Source organism: Planctomycetaceae bacterium, from assembly GCA_041398825.1.
Classification (GTDB): domain Bacteria; phylum Planctomycetota; class Planctomycetia; order Planctomycetales; family Planctomycetaceae; genus F1-80-MAGs062.
Genome location: JAWKTX010000002.1, coordinates 610,333 through 632,990 on the forward strand (window position 1 = coordinate 610,333; position 22,658 = coordinate 632,990).

The 22,658-nt window shown below is 54.6% G+C and carries 17 protein-coding genes; 8 read left to right on the top strand and 9 right to left on the bottom strand.

The features are described from left to right. Positions 1 to 338: 338 nt before the first annotated feature. From R3C20_06210 to R3C20_06240, 7 genes are all read right to left on the bottom strand, one after another. Entirely contained in the window at positions 339 to 2,777 is a 2,439-nt protein-coding gene (locus tag R3C20_06210) for a hypothetical protein (GenBank protein MEZ6040078.1), read from the bottom strand. A 250-nt stretch (positions 2,778 to 3,027) separates the two neighbouring features. Next, the gene (locus R3C20_06215) at positions 3,028 to 3,186 is read right to left on the bottom strand and encodes a hypothetical protein (GenBank protein ID MEZ6040079.1); all 159 of its coding nucleotides are present in this window, start codon (positions 3,184 to 3,186) and stop codon (positions 3,028 to 3,030) included. A 210-nt stretch (positions 3,187 to 3,396) separates the two neighbouring features. Beyond that, a complete protein-coding gene (locus R3C20_06220; protein ID MEZ6040080.1) occupies positions 3,397 to 5,052 on the bottom strand; it encodes a protein kinase in 1,656 nt (551 codons plus the stop codon). Positions 5,053 to 5,413: 361 nt separating this feature from the next. Continuing rightward, a complete protein-coding gene (locus tag R3C20_06225) occupies positions 5,414 to 6,838 on the bottom strand; it encodes a tetratricopeptide repeat protein (GenBank protein MEZ6040081.1) in 1,425 nt (474 codons plus the stop codon). 334 nt (positions 6,839 to 7,172) lie between these two features. Further along, complete coding sequence (locus tag R3C20_06230) at positions 7,173 to 7,394, bottom strand: hypothetical protein (GenBank protein ID MEZ6040082.1); 222 nt, start codon at positions 7,392 to 7,394, stop codon at positions 7,173 to 7,175. A gap of 107 nt (positions 7,395 to 7,501) precedes the next feature. Then, positions 7,502 to 10,051 carry a protein kinase gene (locus R3C20_06235; GenBank protein ID MEZ6040083.1) on the bottom strand — a complete coding sequence of 850 codons (2,550 nt, stop codon included), beginning with the start codon at positions 10,049 to 10,051 and terminating at the stop codon, positions 7,502 to 7,504. A gap of 272 nt (positions 10,052 to 10,323) precedes the next feature. Beyond that, positions 10,324 to 10,728 carry an FHA domain-containing protein gene (locus R3C20_06240; protein ID MEZ6040084.1) on the bottom strand — a complete coding sequence of 135 codons (405 nt, stop codon included), beginning with the start codon at positions 10,726 to 10,728 and terminating at the stop codon, positions 10,324 to 10,326. A 464-nt stretch (positions 10,729 to 11,192) separates the two neighbouring features. Here R3C20_06240 and R3C20_06245 point away from each other — a divergent pair, with 464 nt between their 5' ends. Beyond that, a complete protein-coding gene (locus R3C20_06245; GenBank protein MEZ6040085.1) occupies positions 11,193 to 12,341 on the top strand; it encodes a hypothetical protein in 1,149 nt (382 codons plus the stop codon). Between the two features lie 142 nt (positions 12,342 to 12,483). Here the strand turns inward: R3C20_06245 and R3C20_06250 are convergent, their stop codons facing one another. Next, positions 12,484 to 14,007: a GGDEF domain-containing protein gene (locus R3C20_06250; GenBank protein ID MEZ6040086.1), complete on the bottom strand. Its 1,524-nt coding sequence runs from the start codon at positions 14,005 to 14,007 to the stop codon at positions 12,484 to 12,486. A gap of 412 nt (positions 14,008 to 14,419) precedes the next feature. On the opposite strand from R3C20_06250, the gene R3C20_06255 reads away from it, so the two are divergent. The 7 genes from R3C20_06255 to R3C20_06285 all read left to right on the top strand — a co-directional run bounded on the left by R3C20_06255 (position 14,420) and on the right by R3C20_06285 (position 20,093). Beyond that, positions 14,420 to 15,550, top strand: a complete 1,131-nt coding sequence (locus R3C20_06255) for a hypothetical protein (GenBank protein ID MEZ6040087.1) — start codon at positions 14,420 to 14,422, stop codon at positions 15,548 to 15,550. Then, on the top strand, positions 15,547 to 16,668 hold the full coding sequence (locus R3C20_06260) for an RluA family pseudouridine synthase (GenBank protein MEZ6040088.1): 1,122 nt from the start codon (positions 15,547 to 15,549) through the stop codon (positions 16,666 to 16,668). The genes R3C20_06255 and R3C20_06260 overlap by 4 nt, the downstream gene beginning before the upstream one ends. Positions 16,669 to 16,678: 10 nt before the next feature. Next, the gene (locus R3C20_06265; protein MEZ6040089.1) at positions 16,679 to 16,879 is read left to right on the top strand and encodes a hypothetical protein; all 201 of its coding nucleotides are present in this window, start codon (positions 16,679 to 16,681) and stop codon (positions 16,877 to 16,879) included. Continuing rightward, positions 16,876 to 17,739, top strand: coding sequence for a fumarylacetoacetate hydrolase family protein (locus tag R3C20_06270; protein ID MEZ6040090.1), 864 nt, complete (start codon positions 16,876 to 16,878; stop codon positions 17,737 to 17,739). Before R3C20_06265 ends, R3C20_06270 begins: the two co-directional genes overlap by 4 nt. Positions 17,740 to 17,743: 4 nt before the next feature. Beyond that, entirely contained in the window at positions 17,744 to 18,541 is a 798-nt protein-coding gene (gene panB, locus R3C20_06275) for a 3-methyl-2-oxobutanoate hydroxymethyltransferase (GenBank protein MEZ6040091.1), read from the top strand. 213 nt (positions 18,542 to 18,754) lie between these two features. Next, positions 18,755 to 19,450 (top strand): metal-dependent hydrolase, encoded by a 696-nt coding sequence (locus R3C20_06280; GenBank protein MEZ6040092.1) that lies wholly within the window; start codon positions 18,755 to 18,757, stop codon positions 19,448 to 19,450. Between the two features lie 112 nt (positions 19,451 to 19,562). Continuing rightward, positions 19,563 to 20,093 carry a DUF1499 domain-containing protein gene (locus tag R3C20_06285; GenBank protein ID MEZ6040093.1) on the top strand — a complete coding sequence of 177 codons (531 nt, stop codon included), beginning with the start codon at positions 19,563 to 19,565 and terminating at the stop codon, positions 20,091 to 20,093. Between the two features lie 135 nt (positions 20,094 to 20,228). On the opposite strand, the gene R3C20_06290 is transcribed toward R3C20_06285, so the two are convergent. Further along, positions 20,229 to 22,295: a serine hydrolase gene (locus R3C20_06290; GenBank protein ID MEZ6040094.1), complete on the bottom strand. Its 2,067-nt coding sequence runs from the start codon at positions 22,293 to 22,295 to the stop codon at positions 20,229 to 20,231. Positions 22,296 to 22,658: the final 363 nt, after the last annotated feature.

The window sequence follows — 22,658 nt, forward strand, 5'->3', positions numbered from 1 at the left end:
CACATGAATGAGCCCGGATCAGGGGGCGTTCGTTGAACGACAGTTATCCGGGAGTCATGAGATTCGATGCTGTTCGCTGCGGCATTGAACGGTTGCCTTGTTTGCCTTGTGCGTGATGCATTCTCCGTGTGGAATCGGGGACAGAGGACAGAGGAGCTCAGGCATCCGAAACGTCCGTCGATCGCGGCTATCATTAGGAGGCCACCAATCGGAGGCAGTGCAATCATTTCTTCAAGCTGACCAAACCTGGTATCCGTCTGAGTGGTGATCGGCTTTGCAATTCTGGCACTTCCGGATCGAATCAGGATCGTATTGTTGCCTGGCCCTGGTGCGCCGACTTACTCGAGTGAAATATCAATGGGATGATTGGATGGCTGAACCGCCGCACTGGATTTTAGTTGGGTTGATTCGGGCGTCGTCGCTGGCGGCTGTGAAGGTTCCGTCGATTTGGTCGATGTTTTCCCGGACGGACGATAGTAAACAACACCATTAATTTCTTCGGCCACAACATCGTCGTTTGCCTTCCTGAGTTGCTTTACTTCTTCTTCTGCCATGGGCACAGAGGTCTCGTGGATCGCATGCATAGCTTCTGCGGCGGGAGGAGCAACATCCATCATTTTCAATTCGTCCGGAATACCGGATGTATGGGGATCCGTTTCAGAAGCACGACCCGTGCGGGCGAGGCGAGCAGCACCGGGCCCGAAATACAGGGAACCATCGCGTCCGGATACGGCTGGCGGTTCATGCTCAGTTTCAAGGGTGAAGCTGGCCTGCCGGGTTGGTGATGTGCGAGCTGACGGCATTGTCAGGTTTCCCGGGCGTCGGATGTCATTGCCGCCGGGATTTGAACCGATCGTGTAACTCATCTGCGATCGAATCTCCTGCGGTTCCGAGACAAGATGGCCAGCTCGCTGAATGACGCCGGACGGACTTTCGAGAAATCGCTGGGCAATCTCCTTCCGCATGGTGGACCGAATGTCCACAACCTGCCCCGCTGAATTCTGGAATGAAATGTCATCGATCAGCCAGCGTCCATGTTCCGGTACAAGTCGTACATTCGCGCTTTGTCCTTCCCCGGCCTTCAGAACGGCAATAGCGCTGTCTTCGGTCATCTGGTACCGGCTGACGGGCAGCGAAAGCAGATCAGGAATGTCAATGTAACCGACTGGCAGTTCATCGACGTTACTCCAGACCAGGCGATTGAACTGCAGCGATGAAACTTCCTGCACTTCGCTCAGGCTTCCCTGCTGCCATGCCAATGCGCATTCAAGGATAGGGACAGCAAGACTGACCTGATTCTTCAGCGATACGACTTCCGCCATCGAATTGGGGTACTGAACGTCATCCACTTTCAGGTCACCGTTTTCGTCTGTCAGAATGATGCTGAAGACCTGCCCGTTGTCGGTTACAAAATCCAGTTCTGTATTCTGGCCTCTGACACGGCTTCCCTGATGCTGCATTTCGCCGACGGGTACATCAGGAATTCTTAGCAGGCTGGCGTGCGCGTCTTTCAGGCGATGCCATGTCCCCTGAGACAATGACTGGGTGGAAGCGGCTCGCAACATCTGCAGGTCCCGCTGCTGCAGCGCTGTCATGAACAGCGATGCTCTGGCCGGGCCGGTGAATGCTGACGAGAGGTTGCGCTGCTGCATCGTCTGTCGATCATACAGTGTGACTTCCCGCACAACGAATGCATCGATATCGGTTTTGCTGCCGACCTTGTCCAGCTTCCTGCCTGATGCCCCTGCATCGGCCACGGACATCAGATCCAGTCGATACATGTTTTCTTTCCCGGGGATCATCACAGTCAGCTGATCTCCGTAAGCTTTGATCTCAAAGTCATCGGGGGCATTGTCGTGGCTGGGCATTGGAATCATGGAAAGATCAGAATACTGCAGTGCTCCCTGGAAAAATTCGTGATCGGTGGCTTTCTCAAGCGTTGCCAGATCATTCGCGTTGTAACTTTTCAGGAATGTGGTCACGGCAATCATTGCGCGTGCCTGTCGGCCGATGGATCCTGGATGATCCTTATCGCGGCGACTGATCAACTCAACATTGCTGATCAGCCAGCGGTCATCGATTCTCTGCACTTTGACCATCAGGAAACCGGTCTTGGCGGGCAGTTTCACAGTGGCATCGTCACCGTTGAGCTGAGCTTCCGGGCGACGTGCCATCGCGACTTCATATTCACTGGTAATTCTTCCAGCCAGCTGATGCATCCATGGTTCTGGCAGAATCTCCAGTGACGAACGCATTTCGGGGTCAAGTACGCTCAGCATGGCGTCACGGTCACCCTGTTTCCATGTCTCCAGAAATTCCCGCAGTGTCAGCAGCAGGTCCATCACCTCGGTGCAGGACCTCGCAGATCGGGTTCCTTTTTGTTGCTGACGCGTGATGACGTCGTCCACCACCCAGCAGTCTTTCTGGCTGTCACGCACAAGCTTCATCTGAAACTTTTCTTCGTCTTCGTCCATGACTACGAGTCGCCTGGTAACGTCGTCGACAACTTCCGTTTCTACGACGGTCAGGTCTGTTCGAGGCAGGCTGACGATTTCAAGATCGCGAAACGCTGTCTCGGATCGTAGTGCCTTCTGCTCGAATCTCGAGGAGACTGCGCGACGCAATGCTGGTTCGTTGTCCTCCTTCAGTGCGTCAGCAAATGTTGTGACAACACGCTGTTCCATCGTGAATTGCCTGACCATTCGTGTGTCAAGCAAAGACGACATGCAGCCCGCAGTCAGGCTCAGAAACGTCAGACTGATGATCGCGATTCGCATGAGTCAGGCACTCCCACCGATCAGCGTTCGGATCTTCATTGCCATCGCGAGCTATCATGTCTGCAGGCCGAAGTCTGTCTGACTGATAGTTCACACGTTCTGCACCACTCAGGAAGCTATGCAGGCGTCTGGCTTTGAAAAATTCCGAAACCGTTTTGTTTGGCTGAGGTGTGGCAGAGAAAGGATTACAGGAGGGGGAACGAGAGATTCGCTGAAGAACCATCTGTTTTCGCAGTTGACTGCGGGGAGGTCAACGCGACTGAAACCCTTCTTCCAGGTCCGTGGATGTTCCCGTCGATTCATGGGTGCAGGTTCGGCAGAATTCGGCACTCTGCGTCGTCGATTCGTCATTCGCTGCCATTGATAACCGACCATTCGCGCCGATTTCTGCAGGTCGCGCCGTCTTCATTTGGGATCGGCATCATTTGCCGAATCGCTCAGTCTTGCCTGTTTTGAAGGGCGATTCGTGGGATTTGCCAGCGATTCTCCATGTGACGAGTCGGTCTCCGCAACTCCCGGCGGCTCAGGAAGGATCAATTCGCACCGCGGCAAGTGACACCTGATTGGCCAGTTAGCTGCCCTGGTCGAGGTGATCGGGCAATGCAAACCGGGGAACCGCCTACGAACAGAACACTGCATCCTCAGCGGTCTCGATCTTTCGAGCGGCCGCGTAGATCAGGCCTTCTTCCGGAACCGATCGAGCGGTCCATTCCAGCAGAATATAGTGGCCATCCTGGTGACGATATCGATTGCAGAACCGCACCACAGGGCGCCCTTCTCCGAGCGTGCGCATTGCCTGTTCTGTTGGTTGATGATCATCGGGGTGGACGTAATGCATGAATGGCAGAGTCAACAGGGTTGTTTCGGTGTACCCAAGAATGCGAGTGAAGTTGACGTTAACGCGGCGCATGTAGCCGTTGAGACCCGCGATACAGAACAGATCGAGAGATAAGTCGAAGAAACGGACCAGGTCGCGTTCGCTCCGGCGAATATCCGCTTCAAGGCACTCGGTCAGCCTTCCTGCCAGTTCTCCTGCATTGCGGCATCGATCCGTGGGTTCGGGGGAAAGGCACTTGATGGCAAGTTGAATCAATCCGTTGTCTGCTGAGCAGCGATTGAGTCTTTCGAATGCGTCCGAAAGGTCTGCCCTGGCAGCTCGACGATACAATTCGGCTGGTTCATTTCCGCAATAGGGCGGAGAGCCTGTCAGAATTTCGCAAAGAATGGCGGCCAGGCTGAACACATCGGCACGCTTGTCGACCTGATCCGTTTTCCCCTGAGCCTGTTCGGGCGGTAGATAGGCCAGTGTTCCGAAGACGGTCCCCCAGGAAGTTTCAGCTCCGCTCAGCATTCCGATCTGAGCGTCAGATTCGGGGTTCGAGTGCGAGTCCGGGATTTCTGCGGGATCACGGCCAAAGTCGTAGCGCAGATCGCCAGGGTAGTTGAGTCGCTTGGCGAGTCCCCAGTCTGTGACTTTGACGATGCCGTAGTCACCAACGATGATGTTGTCTGGTTTCAGATCGCGATGGATGATATGGTGATCGTGCGCGTAGGCCATCGCGTGGCAGATGCGTTCGAAGATCTTCAGGAATCGCATTTGATCCTGTGAACCACAACTGCGTCCATCTAACAGACTCTGAAGCGAACGGCCTTCGATCAGACGCATCGCAATAAATGGCTGACGGTCGTTCAGCAGACCAATCGCGTGCACCGGGATGGTTCCCTGATGCTCCAGCAATCCACTGATTCTTGCTTCGGCAAGAAATCGACGAACCAGTAAATCGGTTCCAATGAAGTCTTCCTTGAGCAGCTTGACAGCCACCGGTCTGCCGACAAGCTTATCCCAGGCACGCCAGACAATTCCCATACCACCTTCGGCAATTTGCTCCTGAAGGTCGAATCGATCCCCCGGTGTTGCATACAGGTTGAGTTCGCTCAGAATGGCTCTGGTTCGTTCTGAAACGGGATCGTGCGCTTTTCCGGCCGGCGATCGCCCGGCAACATATGTTCGTTCTGAAGCCTGATCTGACTGGAACCAGTCGCGTGATTCCATCAGGCCGACCAAATCTGCGTCGGTAGTCTGATCCGGGTTGCCGGACTGTGCCTGGTTCTGGATTTCCAGTTCGAATGTTGAATCGGCTCGGCAGTCTGCCGGTGCTGATTTCAATGAGTTCTCATCCGGGTGCTGCGCAACGAAGTGCTGGTTGGTCGCATTTGTGGAGGGGCTGCCGCCGGTTTCGGGGGGCTGGTTAGTGGGGGGGACAGGCTGGCTCATAGCAGGACGCTTTCGCCGGGGAGGAAGAGGACTTCGCACCTATAGGCGACATCCTACGAAATACCGGGCGATTGACAATCCAATTGTGCTGAAACCACTATCGGCGCAGACGAACAGGATTAAACGAACATGGTCCGCTCAACAGTGCAATCGTGCACCGACATCGCCCATCCGGGCCGATTGGTGTTTCGGAATTCTTCTGTGTGGAAGTCCGTCACCAGACCAGGATTCGGGAAAGGCAGGCCCTGACTGCGTGCGGTTACGCTGAGCGATTCACTGTTAAGCGATTCACTGTTCGGCGTTTACAGTTCGGCGTTCACAGTTAAGCGATTCGCCCGGGACACGATTGCTGAAGCGGCGATTATTCGTCCTGAGTATCGGACGCTTCGCCGCCCTGCAGAGATTCCAGTCTCTGCAGAACGTCGCGATAGTTGTAATCGACGCCCAGAATCTCGTGGTAATGGTGCTCAGCCTGTTCCGTCTTTCTGGCTTGTTCGTAGATACGTCCCAGCCAGTAATGTGCCTGTCGAAACGCATCTGGCTTATCTTTTTCGCTGAGGCCTTCCAGGGCACGTTCGAGTTGTCGGCGTCCCAGGTCCGCCTTGCCATCGCGAAGAAAGCAGTAACCAAGTGACACCAGAGCGTCTGTCTTAACACGATTGTCGGAAGCCGCCTTTTGCAGCAGCGGTATTGCCTTCGACCATTCCTTGTAATGTTTATAGCGTTCGGCCTGCTGATACATCATCGGCATATCGTTTGGGTGACGAACGATGCGACGTTCAAAGATATCCTTTTCTCGCGCGATGAGTTCTTCTTTCAGTGTTTTTGCTTTTTCGACGATGCGTTCTTTGGATGGATTCTTGCGAGCACGATCTTCTGCAACGGCCAGATCGTTTCTCAGCATCGCCAGCTGAACGTCTTCAAGAATTTCAGCAATGTCTTCGTTATTGTTGGAGACTTCGACTGCCTTCGTCAGGATATCCTGTGCCTTACGAAGGTCGCGTGCTGTTCGATAGTGTTCGGCCAGTTTCAGATAGTTGTTCAGATCATCGGGAGCTTTTCGGATGGCATGCTGCAGGTCGGCTTCCACAGATTCACCGGGAGCTGCCTGTCCGGTCTGGCCTTTTCGAGCCCGTCGATCTTCCTCGTAGGCATTCACAGGTTGCTGGGGTTGCTCCTGTTTCACGTCACGCGTGTTTTCGGCGTTTTCGTACCCGCCGCGATCCATTGCAGATTCTGCCTGCAGCTTGTTGAGCATCGTCCGCGCTTCGGTATCCGTTTTATTGATCGTCAGTATTCGCTGAAAGCATGAAATGGCGGGCGAATAGTCGCGTCGATCGCGAAGCAGGTAACCCAGTTTCTTCAGATAGTCTGTGTTCTGCGGATCCAGTTCCACCGATTTTGCAAGGGCGTATTTGGCTATCTCCGGTTGATCCAGTTCAATATTGGCGTCGCCCATGTCGTAGAACAGTCCGGAGTCCCATGGGTTCACCAGCAGACCTTCTTCGGCTGCGGCGTCTACTCCCTTCCAGTCTTTTTGCATTCGGCATTTCTTGATCTTGCCACGCGGCCCCATCAATTTCATTGTGCCCATGCGAGCACCCGTACCGTTGTCGTTGTACAGCTTTCGAATACATCCGTGTTTCGTCTGGCGATACATCACGTTTCCGGGCGACAGCTTGACGCTGTTGCTGAAGCATTCAATTGCAAAGTCCCAGTTCTGGTGATTCATTGCTTCGGTCCCTTTTCGGAACCACTGCTGAGCTGCTTTTTCTCGCTCGTCCATTCTTCAGTTACCTTCGTGTTCTGTCTGCGGGATGTTTCAGAACAGATGCTGTCAATATCTCTGGCTGGTTTGAAAGTTAGCACACTTACACGGCTGTCGCTACGCTCGAAAACTCGCACAGCCAGGCGATTTTGTGATTGAAGACCATCTTCCATCAGAAACGGAATCGCAGCCCTGGATCAAACCGGAATTCGCTGTTTTGCCGGATTTTCTGAGGCCGTGAGATCCCTGTGCCGGATGCACCAACCTCCTCCGCAGAACTCCCTGTAGAGATGCCCGCTTCGCCTTCAGCGAATGGATTTCACCGTGAAGGACCGTCGGTCTAACCACAGAATCAATGCCAGACGGGCATACCGGCAGTCTGAATGCCTGGCATCTGCGGGGTCAGTTTGGGACCTTCGTAGTCTGCCAGAATTGATTCATCGAGCATCGTTTTCATCATCTCGCCCCGAGCCTCAGGATCCTGACCCTGACTTTCAACGACAGAGCTCGCTGGAATCCTGAACACGGGTTTGGCCATCAACAGGCTCTGTGCCAGGACTTGTTCATCGCCCATTTCGATGAACGCGCAGACTGCTGTCGTACCAGACTGCAGTCTTCAGTTCCGGTGGAACGATAATGGCGTTGCCGGTGCGAGGCAGTTCGAAGTGGGCATAGAATCGATTAACCGGCCATGACTGCGGACAAGCGAGACGAATTACCGAAACCTGCGGTGTCAGAACGGATTCTCCGCCCGTGACGGCGACCGTGAAGAGCGTCCAGAGTCTGACTATCCGAATGCTGGCTGTCGTTGTCATCGCCGTTGCCTGATTCTTCATCGGATAGAGTTCTCTGACGTTCGATTCGAACGACGACATCCAACAGACTCGCGCCTGTTCGCTGGGTCACTCGATTCATGCTGATCGGAAGTGATTCGCCGTCAGGGTCACTGACATCGCAGCGAATTCCGGAAACGTTTGTCCTGAGCAGGACATTGTCAAGTTGTAAGCGGGTGGGCGGCTGTTGAAGACGAATTCCATAACCCGCTCCGGTGATAGCGACATCACGAAGCAGCAACTCTGTTGACTGTGGCCCCGTCGATACTTCGGCATCATTCAGATCGCTGATGCCGTTTGCCGACTTTGGCGCTGTCCAGGACACGCATGACCATTCTTTTGGATTCTCATCGCCACTCAGCCAGCACTGTTCAAGCACCAGAAGCGACGTATTGGCCGCGAGCAATGCGGCCTGCGAACCCGTTAAGGGTAATGGAGATGGAATCGGCTGAGACCCTGTTGTTCCGGCGACGCGATATTGCGAGACTGACCGCGCAGATATGCCTTGAATTTGTATTCCACGCATCATCACCTGATCGGCAGACACCGACCAGTGACGTCCGGGCGGAACATAGACAATGGCAGGGAGAACGCGCGTTGTCAAAACTGGCGCAGATTCATTGGTGACATTGGGAGTCTCAATCTGCACAAGGCCCGCGCTGGAGATGTCAGATGCCAGATAGTGTCGACCGGCAACCAGTTGGATTGTTCCCGATGCATCAAGTGGTGGAAGCGGCCAAAGCCAGTTGGATTGGGGAGATTCCGGCGAGCCGTCAAGCATTCTCGCAGCCTCTCCAGCGTCGGCGGACATTGGAAACACGTCTTCGTCAGGCACTGGCGTTCCGTCGGACAGCGCAATTGCATCCGCCGTTGGACCGAAGAACAAGGGCTGGGTCGTCAATCCAAATTCCTGAAACGCTGTCAGCATCATCAACAGCACCGCAGCGACCACGGCGAGCGCTGGCCAGCGCGGAGTGCGCCGGATAGCTCGACGCGGAGGTGACTTTCGAACGGTTGTCGAAGTGATTTTCACCGCCGACTTTGTTGCTGATGGATCATTGGCATGATTGATCGAATCAACGGCATTGTTTTTTAGTCCGGGACCACGGTGTGTTGACGGCATCGTTACAGTGGCACGACCACCAGCTGTTTCTCCACTGTTTTCAGCCGAAGGAATGACCGACCGCGCTGGAATTGCGGTCCATGGTTCCAGTCGTCGACGTCGCACAGGTGGCTGGTGTTTGCCGGAACAATCGGGCATTTTTCTGGCAATCACGCGACACTGGCTGAGGCCTGACTTAACGCGATGTCGCCAAAGCTTCAGGACATCACTGACCACTGCGGGGCGTAATTCAGGAGAACGCCGCGTCATTGCCATGATGCTGTGCGCCATCCATTCGGGGCAGTCGGGAACCCACGTCCGGACGTCAATTACATCGTGTTCCCCCAGCTTTCGCAGGCGTGTCACGGGATCGGCATTCAGGACGACTGGCCGGGATGTCAGACATTGCCACAGCAGGCAGCCCAAAGCATAAAGCTCGCTGCGTACATCTGCCGGGCGACCGGAGCCGATTTGTTCGGGAGAAATTCCGTCGCAGTCTCGAAGCGTCAACTGATCGCTCAGCGTTACAAAAGGGGTGAGGTGTCGTCGAAGAAATGCGTCTGTCAGCACGACCCGGCCTCCGGTGGTGATTCGAACATTCCTCAGGACGATCTCACCGTGTCGCATTTGCTGTGTTTCGAGCCATTCAAGTGCACTCAGCAGTTCACGTCCGATTTCTGCCACCACCGGCCATGGAAATCGACCACCTCGGATCAGTAGTTCTTCAAGCGACCATCCGGTTGCATATTCGCTGACTACCCACGCGCTTCCGCTGCCATCCTCTGCGTCGATCGTGACCTGTGGAAGGATCAGCGATCCTGGCGCCTGAGAAGCCTTGCCGGCCACAGAACGGACAAGGTCGCAAATCCTGGCAACAGGGGCTGCCGTTTGTCGATCGACCTCTCCTCCCGAAGCGTCCCAGTTACATTTGGCGTTGGGTTTCGCTGATGGATGCGGTGCCGGGTGGGTTGTCGGACGCACTGGATTTGAAATCCGATGCAGATGATAGAAGACCCGGACACCTCGATCAGCAGCCACAAAGGAATTGCGTCCGGATTGATCGAGGCAAATCAAATGGCCGACGGTCACGGTGTTTAACAGGCCGGTTTGGATCTGCTGAGCCTGCCAGGGGGTCAGTAGTCTTCGCTGAACCAGTGCATCCAGCCAGACGCTGTCAAAATCGGGCAGGTCGCGGCTGAGTTGAGCAACAAATGGCTCACAATCCGCCAGTTCCCGGGCAGAACAGAGGCCGGAATCAGACAGCACACGAATAAGTTTTTCAGACGGTGAACGCATCCTTGCATCCCCTCAAAGGGTCAGCCATCGCACAACCAGGCGGCCATCCTGCCGCAGTTTTCCCCGGTCCCTGTCCCGATTCGGCAAAAATTGCCCAACACAATTGAGTCCGGTGAGGAAGAACCAGCGAATCATGCCGATTTCGATGAATTGCCACAAGACGACTTGATTGGCTCGATCTGTGTTGGACGCTGCGACTCCTTGTCTTCCGGCGGATACGATGGCAGCGCGCCTGGACGAATCTGATTTCGCAGGACGCGGGCGAAGCCACTTCAGACGGACCGGTCCTGGGCTGCGGAATCGGGCCTGACACGAACAGCCGACAGTTCGCGGGTGGTCTTTTCGTGCGGATTTTCTGCCGGTACGGGATGGTCGGCGGAATGGTCGACTGTGACAACGAATTCCGTCTCGCCAAGCAGAATTCGATCGCCGGACTTCAGGAAGGCGTGCGCGATGTCCTGATCGTTCACGATGGTCAGATTTGTTGATTCGTTATCAACAATCTCAAACTGTCCGTTCTCATGGAGCCGGAATTCTGCGTGGATGCGACTCAGAAGCAGATCGGGAATGGCGACGTCGGCTCGATGGCTGCGGCCGACAGTCAACGGAAGATCCACTGGAGCAAGGACCAGACGACCGCCTGGGAAAACTTCAGATTGCAGAATTAATAGAGGCATACCGGGGTGTCCGTCTCCCATCGCAGTTGACATTCAGTGGGGGAGGGCTTCAAACAGAGCGACAGGATACCACATCAACCTGTCAGTCAAAACCGGGAATGCTGTGTATTCATCAATGGATTCCCGAAACCAGAGGGCAATTACGCATCGCTGCACGTCGCAGGGCTCCCTGAACGACTGAACCTCCCTATCGGCAGAATCCGATTCTTCTGGCTAATTCCGATATTCTTTCCAGGATGACGGAGGAATCCTGTGGTTGCATTGGCCTCAATCTCTCGAATCGCCATTTCCCATGCTAGGTTTTGCTCAGGGAATGTTGAAATTCGGGCACATCCGTTGCTCCCTTTCACTTCTCTCTATGTCGGCGATGAACGTCGGCATCGTCGCGCAGTTCTGAGTTTGCTGGGCGGCGGTTCTGCAGGTGCTGAACAACGGAATGACTGAAACCGCGGATTGGAAACAACGTGTCAACAGATCCTGGCGAAACGGTAAAAATCGGCGATCAGCTTGCGGAAATACAACTGCAACTGGGCCTGCTTCTGGAATCTGAACTGGATTCTGCTGCTCAGGCTCCCGCAGATACTGGCACGCTGACCGAGCGAATTGAATCGTTGCGGTCCGACATTGCAGCGCTTTCGGAGTCTGTCAATTCGCGGCTGGGCAGTGCCGTCGAACAGTTGACGGAAGCGCAGTCGAACGCCGTCAGCAGTCAGGGTGAGATTATCCGTACTTTAACGGAAGCAATCTTCACCTCTTCGTCCGGTGGTGGCATCGAATCGTCTCAGCTGGAGTCGATGTTCAGCGAATTCGAAAGTCGAATTCTGGATGGTATCCGGCGAACACTAAAGTCTTCTGACGCGACCGGCGAATCACAGACTCAACTGCATGCGCCGGACCTGAGCGGTATCGACAGCACGGTTTTTGATTCGTCTGCGGAAGTTGCGGCCCCGCAGTCCATGTCTGAATCGGGCGAGCAGACGTGGGACGATATTCGCCGCGCGCTGCTGGCAGAATCCGGCGACTCTGATCCGGGTGAAAGCTCCGCTTGTAAAACCAGTGTTTCTGATTCACTCGCCCTGCCAGATCCGATCGACGAACACGTTCCTTCTCCGTTCTCTTCGGTTGACCCGGGAAGAACGCAGGAGTTCGTTCTTCCCGAAGTTGAAGAGCCACTCGAACCGCCATCGACGATCGATGTCGAAACACTGGACGTACATGAGCTTCGAGACCTTGTGTACGAACGCGATCGATTCATTTGTACGCTGATCAATCGGCTGCGACGAAGCCAGCAGTCGAACGGCCAGATCATGAGTATTGATCAACTGCAGGCCATGCAGCATGAAATGCCGGAAGAATTTGCGTTCCGAGTGGATCGAACTCTGCAGGCAGTGGACGAGCAGCTTCGACTCAGTGAACTCGAACTGTCACTTGAGCGTGCACGGATCGCTCGACAAGCCGCTCAACTTGAATACGCTCGCCAGCAGGTCGAAAACAACGCTCGTCAGCTTGGGTACACCGTGAATCATGACGGCACACTGTCGATGGAAAACATCGCTGCGGTTCGCGGCTCAGCCCAACGCAGATGGCTCGGCAAGCTTGGATTCTCCGAATAGTGCTAACCTGACAGCCAGTTGGAAAACGGGACTGGCTCGAGCGGGAGACCTGACTCTTCTCCGACATGCTTTTGTCAGGTGTACTCAAGTGTCTTTGGCTGGGTAAATTTGCAGTCCAGAGCCAGGCAGGGGAAAGGCTGCTCTACGCAATGCATGGTTCCGCTGCCTGAAGCGGCGTGAGCTTACCATTCGTTCGCAGGAATACGGCGCATTGATTGCCACCCAGGCTGCGTGCTTTTTGCGTGGCCTTCTGTGCTTCTTTCGTGACCAGATCCAGGTTCCCTGCTTTTCTGTCCGCGGCTACGGCTATGGCACCAATGCTGGCCGAAATCAGAATATCTTCGGTGCAGGACAGTCGAATCTCTGCAATGCGTTTGTGAAGTCGTCGAGAGATCCTCGCGACAAGTTCCGGCGTTGCGTTTGGAAGGTAAATCAGAAACTCATCACCACCAAATCGGATTACGAAATCGTCTGGTCGAATGACCTGGCGAACAACTGAAGCAATGCGTCGCAGGGCTTCGTCACCGAGTGATTCGCCGTGATGCAGGTTCAGGCTGCCGAAGTTGTCGATATCCACAAAGACAACGCCGGAGCTGAGGTTTTGACGGATGGTTCGATCGTACTCCGTCGAGGCTGCTTTTAGTACACTGCGCCCGTAGACATGCGTTAGCTCATCTTTCCATTGCGATTTGTCGGTCGAGCCGGGATCGATGTTCAGGCACCGAAGCTGATTCTGTGTTGCAATTTCGAATAACAATTCATTGGCATCTTCAAGGATGCGTTCGAGAGATCGATTGCTTCCGATATCGACCGAAAACATCGCAGCAATCTGCGTGGCGCGCGCATCGATGTCGGCCAGCGTTTCAGTAATTTCGTCCGGGGCAATTCCGAAAACCAGCATCAACAGCTGATCAAGCACCTGGCGGTTACAGGATCGATCGCTCACCACCTTTTCGAAGTAGTCGACGACAATCGCAGATGTTTTCAGCGCTGTTGCCAGCGTTGGATGACCCTTATCACCCGCCATGACAAAGTCGCTTGTATCGTGGTGAGTTGCGATGGCGTCGACAAACTCGTCGCCCAGCATCCAGCGGTCGCAAAGCTGCATGCTGACATCGGTGTGGCTGAACCCGAAAGCCGATCGTTCCAGATCCTCAATTTTCGAATCGTCCAGCGAGCTCAACACTTCCATGATGTAGGTGTTTTCGTCAGCAGACAACATGGCCAGACGTCCTACATCCTGAAGCAGGCCCGCTAGGAACCAGTTCGCAGGATCTGCTCCCGCGACATAATGAGCCAGTGTTTCGGCCGAAGCAGCCTGAAACAATGATTGCTTCCACAATAACTGATACCAGGGTTTCACGGTGGAAGCTCGCGAAGTCCGGGCCGCTGACAAGGCAAAACCCATGACCAGCATGCGAACCAGATTCAGTCCCAGCAGCGGGATTGCAGATTCGATGGATGCCGCCCTGTAGCGAACTCCAAACAATGCGGAGTTGGCCGTCTTGAGTATCCGGGCGGAAATCGCAGGATCTGCCTTCACGACGGCAATCAGCTCCTCCATGTCCGGTTCAGGCTGCTGCGCAATTTCAAGAACGCGTCGCGCGACCTCAGGAAGCGTCGGGAGCGATTCTGATTCCAGAATGTCTTGCAGATTTAACGCCACAAACCACTGCCTTCACAGGAGTTTACGAGGATGATCCAACAAATTGTGATGCTGGTGGTCAGGATTGCTTATCGAAGCCAACAGGGCTTCGCTTGCCGAAGGAATCCCAGTTGAATCGAAATGAAGCAAGCAATTTGCTCGGATACCAAATGTCAGTTCGGCAATGGAGGGGGCATTGGGAAAGATAGCCCGAGTTGCTCGAAAAACGGCTTTGACGTGTTTTTTTTTCCAGATCCGACCAACGATTCACACAACTTGACCGAATTTCCAGACGCCTTTTATACTGCGTCTCCTGCCCGCAGTCTGGTAACTGCGGGTTTTTGCTTACTGCACGCTCCTCCTGGCGTTAGGTTCTTTGAACGTAACGTTCGACGGGACCCTGTGATCCATCGACCCGAAAGTCGTTTCGAACATGTCCGACAAGCACTACGTTCATCAACCGGAAGAAACAGAACTGGCCAAGGTTCTTCGCGAATCGCGGAGCTGGTTTGACACTTACGGAACCACCCTGATCTATGGGTTGTCGGCCATCCTCGCTGTCGTAGCCCTGGTGGTCTACATCCAGCGAAGGCCTGCTCCCACGGCCCCCGCTTCAATGGAACTGCTTCAGGCAAGCACCGTGGAACAGTTCCGCGACATCGCCGACAAATTTTCCAGCAGTGAAATTGGAATTCGCGCGAGACTGCGGCAGGCCGAACTGCAGATGAACAGTGCCGTCAACAAAATGTTCTCGGACCGAGCGACCGCGAATGAAGAACTGGAGGCCGCTCAGAAGGCATACGATCAACTGATCGATCGAAGCGATATCCCGTCGGATGTGCGTGAAAGTGTGCTTGCGGGGGTGGCTCGGCTGATCGAATGCCGTAACGACGGTAGCGAAACCGCAATCAGCAATGCCACGAAAGCCTGGCAGAAGCTGATCGAAGAATTTCCAGATTCGGAAGTGTATAAAGAATACGCGGAAAGCCGGATTGAAAGTCTGAAGAGTCCGGATGCGAAGACGTTCTACGCATGGTTTCACGCTCAGGATCCGAAGCCGGGCGATGACCTTCTGCTTCCTCAGGACAAACCGGCCGTTCCAAACGTACCGAATGCATTCGAACTGCCGGAACTGGATCTTTCTGGCGGATTGATGCCTGCTACCAGCACCCCGGCAGAGCCCGCGTCAGATACTCCGAAGCCAGACGCCCCGGCAGAGCCCGCGTCAGACGCTCCGAAGCCAGATGCTCCGGCAGAGCCCGCGTCGGACGCTCCGAAGCCAGATGCCCCGGCAGAGCCCGCGTCAGACGCTCCGAAGCCAGACGCCCCGGCAGAGCCCGCGTCAGACGCTCCGAAGCCAGACGCCCCGGCAGAGCCCGCGTCAGACGCTCCGAAGCCAGACACCCCGGCTGCCCCCGCGTCGGACGCTCCAAAACCAGACGCCCCGGCAGAGCCCGCGTCAGACGCTCCGAAGCCAGACGCCCCGGCAGAGCCCGCGTCGGACGCTCCGAAACCAGACGCCCCGGCAGAGCCCGCGTCGGACGCTCCAAAGTCTGGCGAATGACCAGCCCTTCGAGCGACGATGATCATTTCCTTCCGCCAGAGCCCATCGAACAACCCGATGGGCTCTGCGACGATGAAGCTGCTGAATCTGGCGATTTGTCGGCCGTGCTGTCTCAGGCCGTCGAACCACTGGCCTTAACGGTTGAGGCTCGTGCGCATGGATGGCGACTGGATCATTACCTCAGTCGCTTGTTCGCAAATCACAGTCGAGCGCAGTTGCAAAAGGGAATAGAAGCGGGATCGATCAAGCTCAACGGACTGGCCACGCGTCCCTCCAGACGCCTCCGCGTCAATGATCGTATTTGGGTGCAGTTGCCGGACGCAGAAGAAAGTCACATACCGCCCGAAGATATTCCGCTCGACGTCTTGTTCGAAGATGACTATTTGGTTGTCTTGAACAAAGCAGCCAACATGATCGTGCATCCGGGAAAAGGAAACTACGGTGGCACCCTTGCCGGCGCGCTGCAGTTTCATTTTAACCAGCTGAGCGACGTGGCAGGCCGTCATCGGCCGGGGATTGTGCATCGGCTGGATCGTGATACAAGTGGCGTGATCCTGGTTGCCAAAGACAATCAGATTCATCAGAAGCTCAGTTCGCAGTTCGAACGTCGGGAAGTGAAAAAAGAATATCGGGCGATTGTCCGTGGCGTCCCGGAACTGGATTCGGATTACATTCGAACGCACGTGTGTGTGCATCCACGGGTACGTGAAAAGATGATGGTTTGCCCGGAAGGTGGGAATGCTCGCGAAGCGGTCACGTTCTATAAAACAGGCGAAACATTTCTGAACCGATTTGCTCTGATGGAGTTGCACCCGGCGACAGGAAGAACCCATCAGTTACGAATTCACATGCTGCATATTGGTACTCCCATCGTTGCCGACAAGCTGTACATGGGGCAGTCGTCGTTCTGCAAATCGCAGGTTCTGGGCGACGGGAAGACAGATGGTGCGGTCAGCAGTTCGGCAGGCAGCGATGAAGACGTGTTGATTGCGAGACAGGCTTTACATGCCTATCGATTGACGATTCGGCATCCGGTGAGTGGAAAAGAGGTGCAGTTTGAAGCACCATTCCCACCAGACTTCGAACGAACTCTGCACTGGCTGAGATCGGTTGGCTGACGCGATCACAATGTTTGTCCATACTTCGCAGGATGATCCGCGGGAAGTAAAGACTGTTCTTGCCGTCCCGTCCGCTAATTCCGTCCATGTGTTGCTGCTGCGTGCTGTAGCCTCCGGTTATCGTGTCGATCGCGTTCACAACAAACAGCCAGGCTTAAATACTTCAGTCCGATCATTCATCGCCCATTTCATCAAAGGACAACTCCTGTGAAACTTGCAAACATTCGTCTGGCGGATGGAACTCCGGCCATCGCCGCGGTTCATAAGGACACGGTTCAGCCGCTGGATCTTTCGCAGGTCGACAATTGCCATTCTTTGTCTGATGTACTGCATTCAGCGGATCCTGGCGGGCTTGCACGCTTTCTGCTGAAGCCGGGGACTCATCCCATTCCCTTCAGCGAGGTTCAGTTTCTGGCTCCGATTGATCAGCAGGAAGTCTGGGCTGCCGGCGTCACGTACAAGCGAAGCCAGGTGGCTCGAATGGAAGAGTCAGAATCCGGGGCTTCGCATTACGACAAGGTTTACTCCGCCGATCGTCCTGAACTCTTTTTCAAAGGCACCCTGTCGCGTGTTTCGGGCCCGGGTCAGCCTGTTCGGGTAAGGCACGACAGTGAATGGAGCGTGCCCGAGCCAGAGTTTACTCTGGTAATCAATCCGGCTGGAAAAATCGTGGGATACACCATCGGCAATGACATGTCGGCCCGAGATATTGAAGGGGAAAACCCGTTGTATCTTCCTCAGGCCAAGGTGTACCGACAATGTGCGGGTCTTGGGCCCTGTGTTCTGCTGGCCGAAGAGCCGCTGGATCTGCCTTCTGTAGAAATTCGTCTGGAAATCAGTCGCAACAACGCAGTTGTTTTCGAAGGGGCGACGTCACTGGCTCAACTCAACAGAAAGCTGGACGATCTTGCCACATGGCTTTATCGTGAAAATGAATTTCCGAAGGGCGCTTTCCTGATGACCGGTACAGGCATTGTTCCGGATGACAACTTCACTCTGGAGAACGGGGATCGCGTAGACATTACGGTTGCGGGCATCGGAACTCTCAGCAACCCGGTGGTAAAGGACTAAATGCATGACCATCAGGAAAATGACAGTGCCGGCGTTTCGCGACGCTGCAGCCAGTGGTCGAAGGTTATCGATGCTGACAGCGTACGATGCCATGTGGGCCGGAATTCTGGATGCCGCGGGCGTTGACAGCATTCTGGTAGGTGACAGCCTGGCGATGGTCGTTCAGGGAAGAAACACCACACTGCCCGTGACTCTCGATCAGATGATCTATCATGGGGAAATGGTGGTCCGCGCAACGCAGCGAGCACTGGTGATTGTTGACATGCCTTTCATGTCATATCAGGTCAGCACCGCTCAGGCCGTGGAGAATGCCGGTCGAATCATCAAAGAGACCGGTGCGGATGCCATTAAACTGGAAGGGGGTGTTATCCAGGCCGACACCATTCAGGCAATTGGTCGAGCTGAAATTCCTGTCATGGCTCATGTGGGTATGCGTCCACAGGCCGTACGGCAGCTTGGCGGCATGGGAAAGGTGCAACGCGACGAACAGCAGCTTCTGGACGATGCCCGCGCTGCGGAAGATGCTGGTGCATTCGGGATTGTGCTTGAACTCGTCCCGGAAGATCTTGCCAGGAAGATTACGGAAACGATCAGTATTCCGACGATCGGCATCGGAGCCGGTCCTCATTGTACCGGTCAGGTGCTGGTGGGGCCCGACATGCTGGGGCTGACGCCGAACTTCAAGCCGCGATTTCTGAAGCACTACGGTCAGCTGCGTGAAGCCGCGACAGCTGCCGTGGAATCCTATGTTCGTGAAGTGCAGACCGGTGCGTTTCCGGATGCAGAACACTCACACCGATAACCCAAATGACTCGATTCAATTACTGTCAGACGGATGACGGAGTCCTTCTGTAAGAATGCGGTGCTAACCTGACAGCTTGCTGACAAAACGGGCTCGCGCAGGAAACCTGAAAACACGATGGTTTCCAGTGGTCCTGCGTGCCTGTCCCGGTTCTTCAACGGACAGCTAAGCTAAGAGACCGTTTGTTTGCTGATTCAAAAGGACCAATCGGACATGGCAACGACGTTGACATTTCTCGGACATAGCGCATTTCAGATTCGCATCGACGAAAAAACGATACTCATTGACCCGTTTCTCACACACAATCCGCTGGCTGCCGTCAGCGCTGATGACATCGAAGCGGACTATATCATCGTGACACACGGTCACGATGACCATGTTGGAGACACCATTGCCATCGCAAAGCGCACCGGGGCCGTTGTGATTTCGAATCACGAAATCTGCGAATGGCTTCTGCGGCAGGGGGTGCCGAACGTTCATGGAATGCACATCGGCGGCAGTCACGCTTTCCCGTTTGGGACGGTCAAACTCACGATTGCTCATCATGGTTCGATGCTGCCGGATGGATCTTACGGCGGGAACCCAGCGGGAATCCTTGTGCAAACGACTGATGGTACCATCTATCATGCGGGCGACACGGGCCTGTTTTATGATATGACGCTTATTGGAGAAGAAGGTCTGGATGTCGCCATTCTGCCGATCGGTGATAACTACACGATGGGGCCGACAGACTCGATTCGAGCGGTACGAATGCTGAGCCCGACCTCCGTAATTCCCGGGCACTACAATACGTTTCCGCTGATAGAACAAGACGTTGAAAACTGGGCCGATGAAATCAGACATCAAACAGGCGTCCAGCCTGTTGTGCTGAATCCGGGTGAAGACTTCACACTGTCGAAAAGTTCGTAGTCCGTCTGTGGCAACAGGAGTCCCTACGCTCAGGCTTTTGGCGATGTCATACCAGCTTGTGACGTCCTGCCAGTATGGCTTGTGATCCGCGTGCACAAAAAGTAAGTCAGCCATGGCAGTAACCGATAGCCAGCCCCGCAAACTGAGTTCGACACAACCATCAGGCAAACACAGGCTCAGATCGATGATCTACATTTTCATGGGGATACTACTGACTCCGGTGGTTGTGCTTGGATTCCTGAGCTTCACTGCGAAGCCACCGCACAATATTGGTCCAAACAATGGCCGACTGTCCGACTGTCCGAAATCACCCAATTGCGTGTGCAGTCAGGCAAGTGATGATCTGCACTTCATCGAAGCCATCGTTATTCCGGAAAATTGCGAGGAACCGTTGAAACGCATGCGGGAGATCGTGTCGAAGATGCCCGGGGCCACCGTCATCGATGAAAGGCCAGACTACCTGTATGCGGTGTTCCGCAGCCGAATCTTTCGGTTCCCCGACGATGTGGAATTCCTGCTCGATGACGCAGCGGGTGTCATTCAGGTGCGATCCGCATCACGTGTTGGAAAGTCCGATCTGGGAGTCAATCGCTCCCGTGTCGAACAAATCCGCGCTCGGTTCCATCATGCAAACCTGAACTGAAGAACCAACAATTCACGTTCGATGCGACAGAGTGGTCTTCACCCCAAGACGGACTGGGTTTCCGCAGGACTTCGGTTTCCGCACAGGGTGTGTTGACGCGGTGAAAAACTACGGAGTGTGCCAAACGGGCCCGTTTCATTCCACGTTCAGCTGTTGCCAGGCCCAGCGATAAAGATTTCGTGAATCCGCGTAGCGACTGGCAGACGCTGCGGACCCCAGGACCACCATCAGAAGTTCCTTGCCGCCGCGTTTTGAGGTCGAAACCAGGCAGGCCCCTGCCTTTTCAGTGGTCCCCGTCTTCACACCACCATAACCCTGAATCTGCAGCAACTGATTTGTATTTTCCCAAAGCACATTCCGAACATAACCGGAAGCGCCTTCGACTGCAGTTCCATGGCGTCGGGTTGTCACATAATGCCTGAATAACGGGTCCTGCAGGGCAGTATACGATAACAGGGCCAGATCTGATGCTGTGGAATAATGGTCCTTTGACGTCAAACCGTGCGGATTCATGAAGTGCGTTTCTGTCATTTGCAGTCGGCTGGCCTCGTTATTCATCGCCATAACAAAGTTTCGCACCGGATCGGACACTTGTTCTTCGTTCTCGAGGCTGTCTGCGGATTCCGGGGCCAATCGGCTGCCGAAATGTTCGGCCAGGGCGATGCTCATATCGTTTCCGGATGGCAGCATAAGTCCATAAAGGGCTTCCCGGACGGTGATTTTTTCACCAGCCTTCAACGCAGATGTCGAACCTGGCGTTTTGTCCGCTCGGTCCGAGAAAATCAGTACTTCATCCAGAATCTCTGGCTGGCTGGATGCAAATTTCACAATCAGCCACGCTGTCATGATTTTGGTCGTACTGGCCATATCCAGATGCTGATCGGCACTTTGGCTCCAGAGTGTTTCGCCGGACTGCAGATCCATGATTGTCCATGCACGACACGTCACGGCAGGGGCTGCATTCAGATCTTCCATTGACTGTAAAGGCAGCACTTCGGAGTTGACGATTTCCGGCGCAGGGATTTCTTCGGGAGGCAGAAGTGGGCCGAGCGCTTTCCAGAAGTCACTCTGCACGACTCCGGTCACATCCAGCGAACGTGCTTCCTGAAACTCCCGAACAGCTTTTTCGGTTGCGGGACCGAAATCACCATCGACAGATAGTTGAGGGGAAGGGGACATCCTCGCGTTGAGTGTCCGTTGAAGCATTTCGACGAGTTCCCCATTTGATCCGTTCTGCAGAGATGCGTCGGCAGTCATCGCCCCGCGGGTAGACTTTGGGTAGAAATGATCGCAAACGAGGCGTCCAATTTTCGCACATAGTCGATGCGCTTCGTTTCCCTCTTTCCAGCTTTTGTCAGCGTTGTTGGTTGTGAGCACGCAGATGGCTACCGGGCCGCCGGGGCCGAACAGTATGCCTGCGTCTGTTCTTGAAGCGTTGACCGACCCTGTCTTGTGGGCAAACCTGACGCCGTCGGGCAGGTCTGCTCCAAGTTTTTCGCCATCCTCACATGTCATCAAATGTTCGACAATCGCATCGCCCGATTGTTGCGTCACGATGCTTCGTTTGTGGAGCTGTGAAAGCAGTTCCACCATTTCTCGCGCCGACGTACTTCCCAGACCGTAAAGCCGACTCCGCTCCGGATCAATGCTGCTTGACCCTCGATAGACTTTGGAATGAAGTCGTGTGTGTTTGAAACCCAGTGAATTCATCATTTCCGACGTGGCTGGCAGACCCATTTTGTCAATGACCAGATTCGTGGCTGTGTTGTCGGAGTATCGAATCATCAAGCGAACGGCGTCTCTCAACGAAAGACTGGTGCCGGCGGAAAAATGGTCGGTCAGAATGCCTGACCCGGGGACCTTGTCTTCGTCGGTCAGCGTGACCATCGTATTCAGGTTCAGCCTGCCGTCGTCCACCATGCGATAGGCTGTGATCATGATGGGAAGTTTAATGAGGCTCGCGGTTGGCTGTGGTTCATCAGCCCTCCATTCGAATTGTTCCCCCGTTTCCAGATGCCGTACGCAAACAGCAACGTCCCCCCTGTGGTTTTCGAGCAGGGGGAGCAGCTGATCTGCGAGGATCCCCCCTGAGACTCCCGCATTGGGAGTATTTTCTGATGCAGAGCCGATGGTGATGTTTGCCGCAACAACGAAAAGAAACGCCAGATGCGGCAGGATCCGCCCGGACTTGAACTGCAACATTCGTGAACCCCCTCTTTTCCCTTGCTGTTTCGCGAAGAATGTCGTTCGAAAGCCTGACGTAAAAGACGTCGTGATTCAACCGAACCCCGGTTTTCACAGGCGATGCAGGCATTCAGACAATGACCACTCATACAACAGAGAAAGCGGGCCTTTGGTCGAGGCTGCCAACCGGTATTCGGGAAAGATCTGTTTTGTTGCTGGCATATTCACAAAATCTTAACAATTGGCCCGTTCAATCTTTGCTGTGAATGAACGACGGGAGGGCTTCCTTCGGTCAAACGACGGATTGTTAAGATTTAGGGGTGTTTAGTTGACCAGTGTTTTGTCGGCTAACTGCGGTTCTTAACATTTCGCGTGAGTGCA

Coding starts and splice junctions, on each gene's coding strand:
- R3C20_06210 (MEZ6040078.1), bottom strand. CDS start 2,777: ATGCGAATCGCGATCATCAGTCTGACGTTTCTGAGCCTGACTGCGGGC.
- R3C20_06215 (MEZ6040079.1), bottom strand. CDS start 3,186: ATGAAGACGGCGCGACCTGCAGAAATCGGCGCGAATGGTCGGTTATCA.
- R3C20_06220 (MEZ6040080.1), bottom strand. CDS start 5,052: ATGAGCCAGCCTGTCCCCCCCACTAACCAGCCCCCCGAAACCGGCGGC.
- R3C20_06225 (MEZ6040081.1), bottom strand. CDS start 6,838: ATGGACGAGCGAGAAAAAGCAGCTCAGCAGTGGTTCCGAAAAGGGACC.
- R3C20_06230 (MEZ6040082.1), bottom strand. CDS start 7,394: ATGGGCGATGAACAAGTCCTGGCACAGAGCCTGTTGATGGCCAAACCC.
- R3C20_06235 (MEZ6040083.1), bottom strand. CDS start 10,051: ATGCGTTCACCGTCTGAAAAACTTATTCGTGTGCTGTCTGATTCCGGC.
- R3C20_06240 (MEZ6040084.1), bottom strand. CDS start 10,728: ATGCCTCTATTAATTCTGCAATCTGAAGTTTTCCCAGGCGGTCGTCTG.
- R3C20_06255 (MEZ6040087.1), top strand. CDS start 14,420: ATGTCCGACAAGCACTACGTTCATCAACCGGAAGAAACAGAACTGGCC.
- R3C20_06260 (MEZ6040088.1), top strand. CDS start 15,547: ATGACCAGCCCTTCGAGCGACGATGATCATTTCCTTCCGCCAGAGCCC.
- R3C20_06265 (MEZ6040089.1), top strand. CDS start 16,679: ATGTTTGTCCATACTTCGCAGGATGATCCGCGGGAAGTAAAGACTGTT.
- panB (MEZ6040091.1), top strand. CDS start 17,744: ATGACCATCAGGAAAATGACAGTGCCGGCGTTTCGCGACGCTGCAGCC.
- R3C20_06280 (MEZ6040092.1), top strand. CDS start 18,755: ATGGCAACGACGTTGACATTTCTCGGACATAGCGCATTTCAGATTCGC.
- R3C20_06285 (MEZ6040093.1), top strand. CDS start 19,563: ATGGCAGTAACCGATAGCCAGCCCCGCAAACTGAGTTCGACACAACCA.
- R3C20_06290 (MEZ6040094.1), bottom strand. CDS start 22,295: ATGTTGCAGTTCAAGTCCGGGCGGATCCTGCCGCATCTGGCGTTTCTT.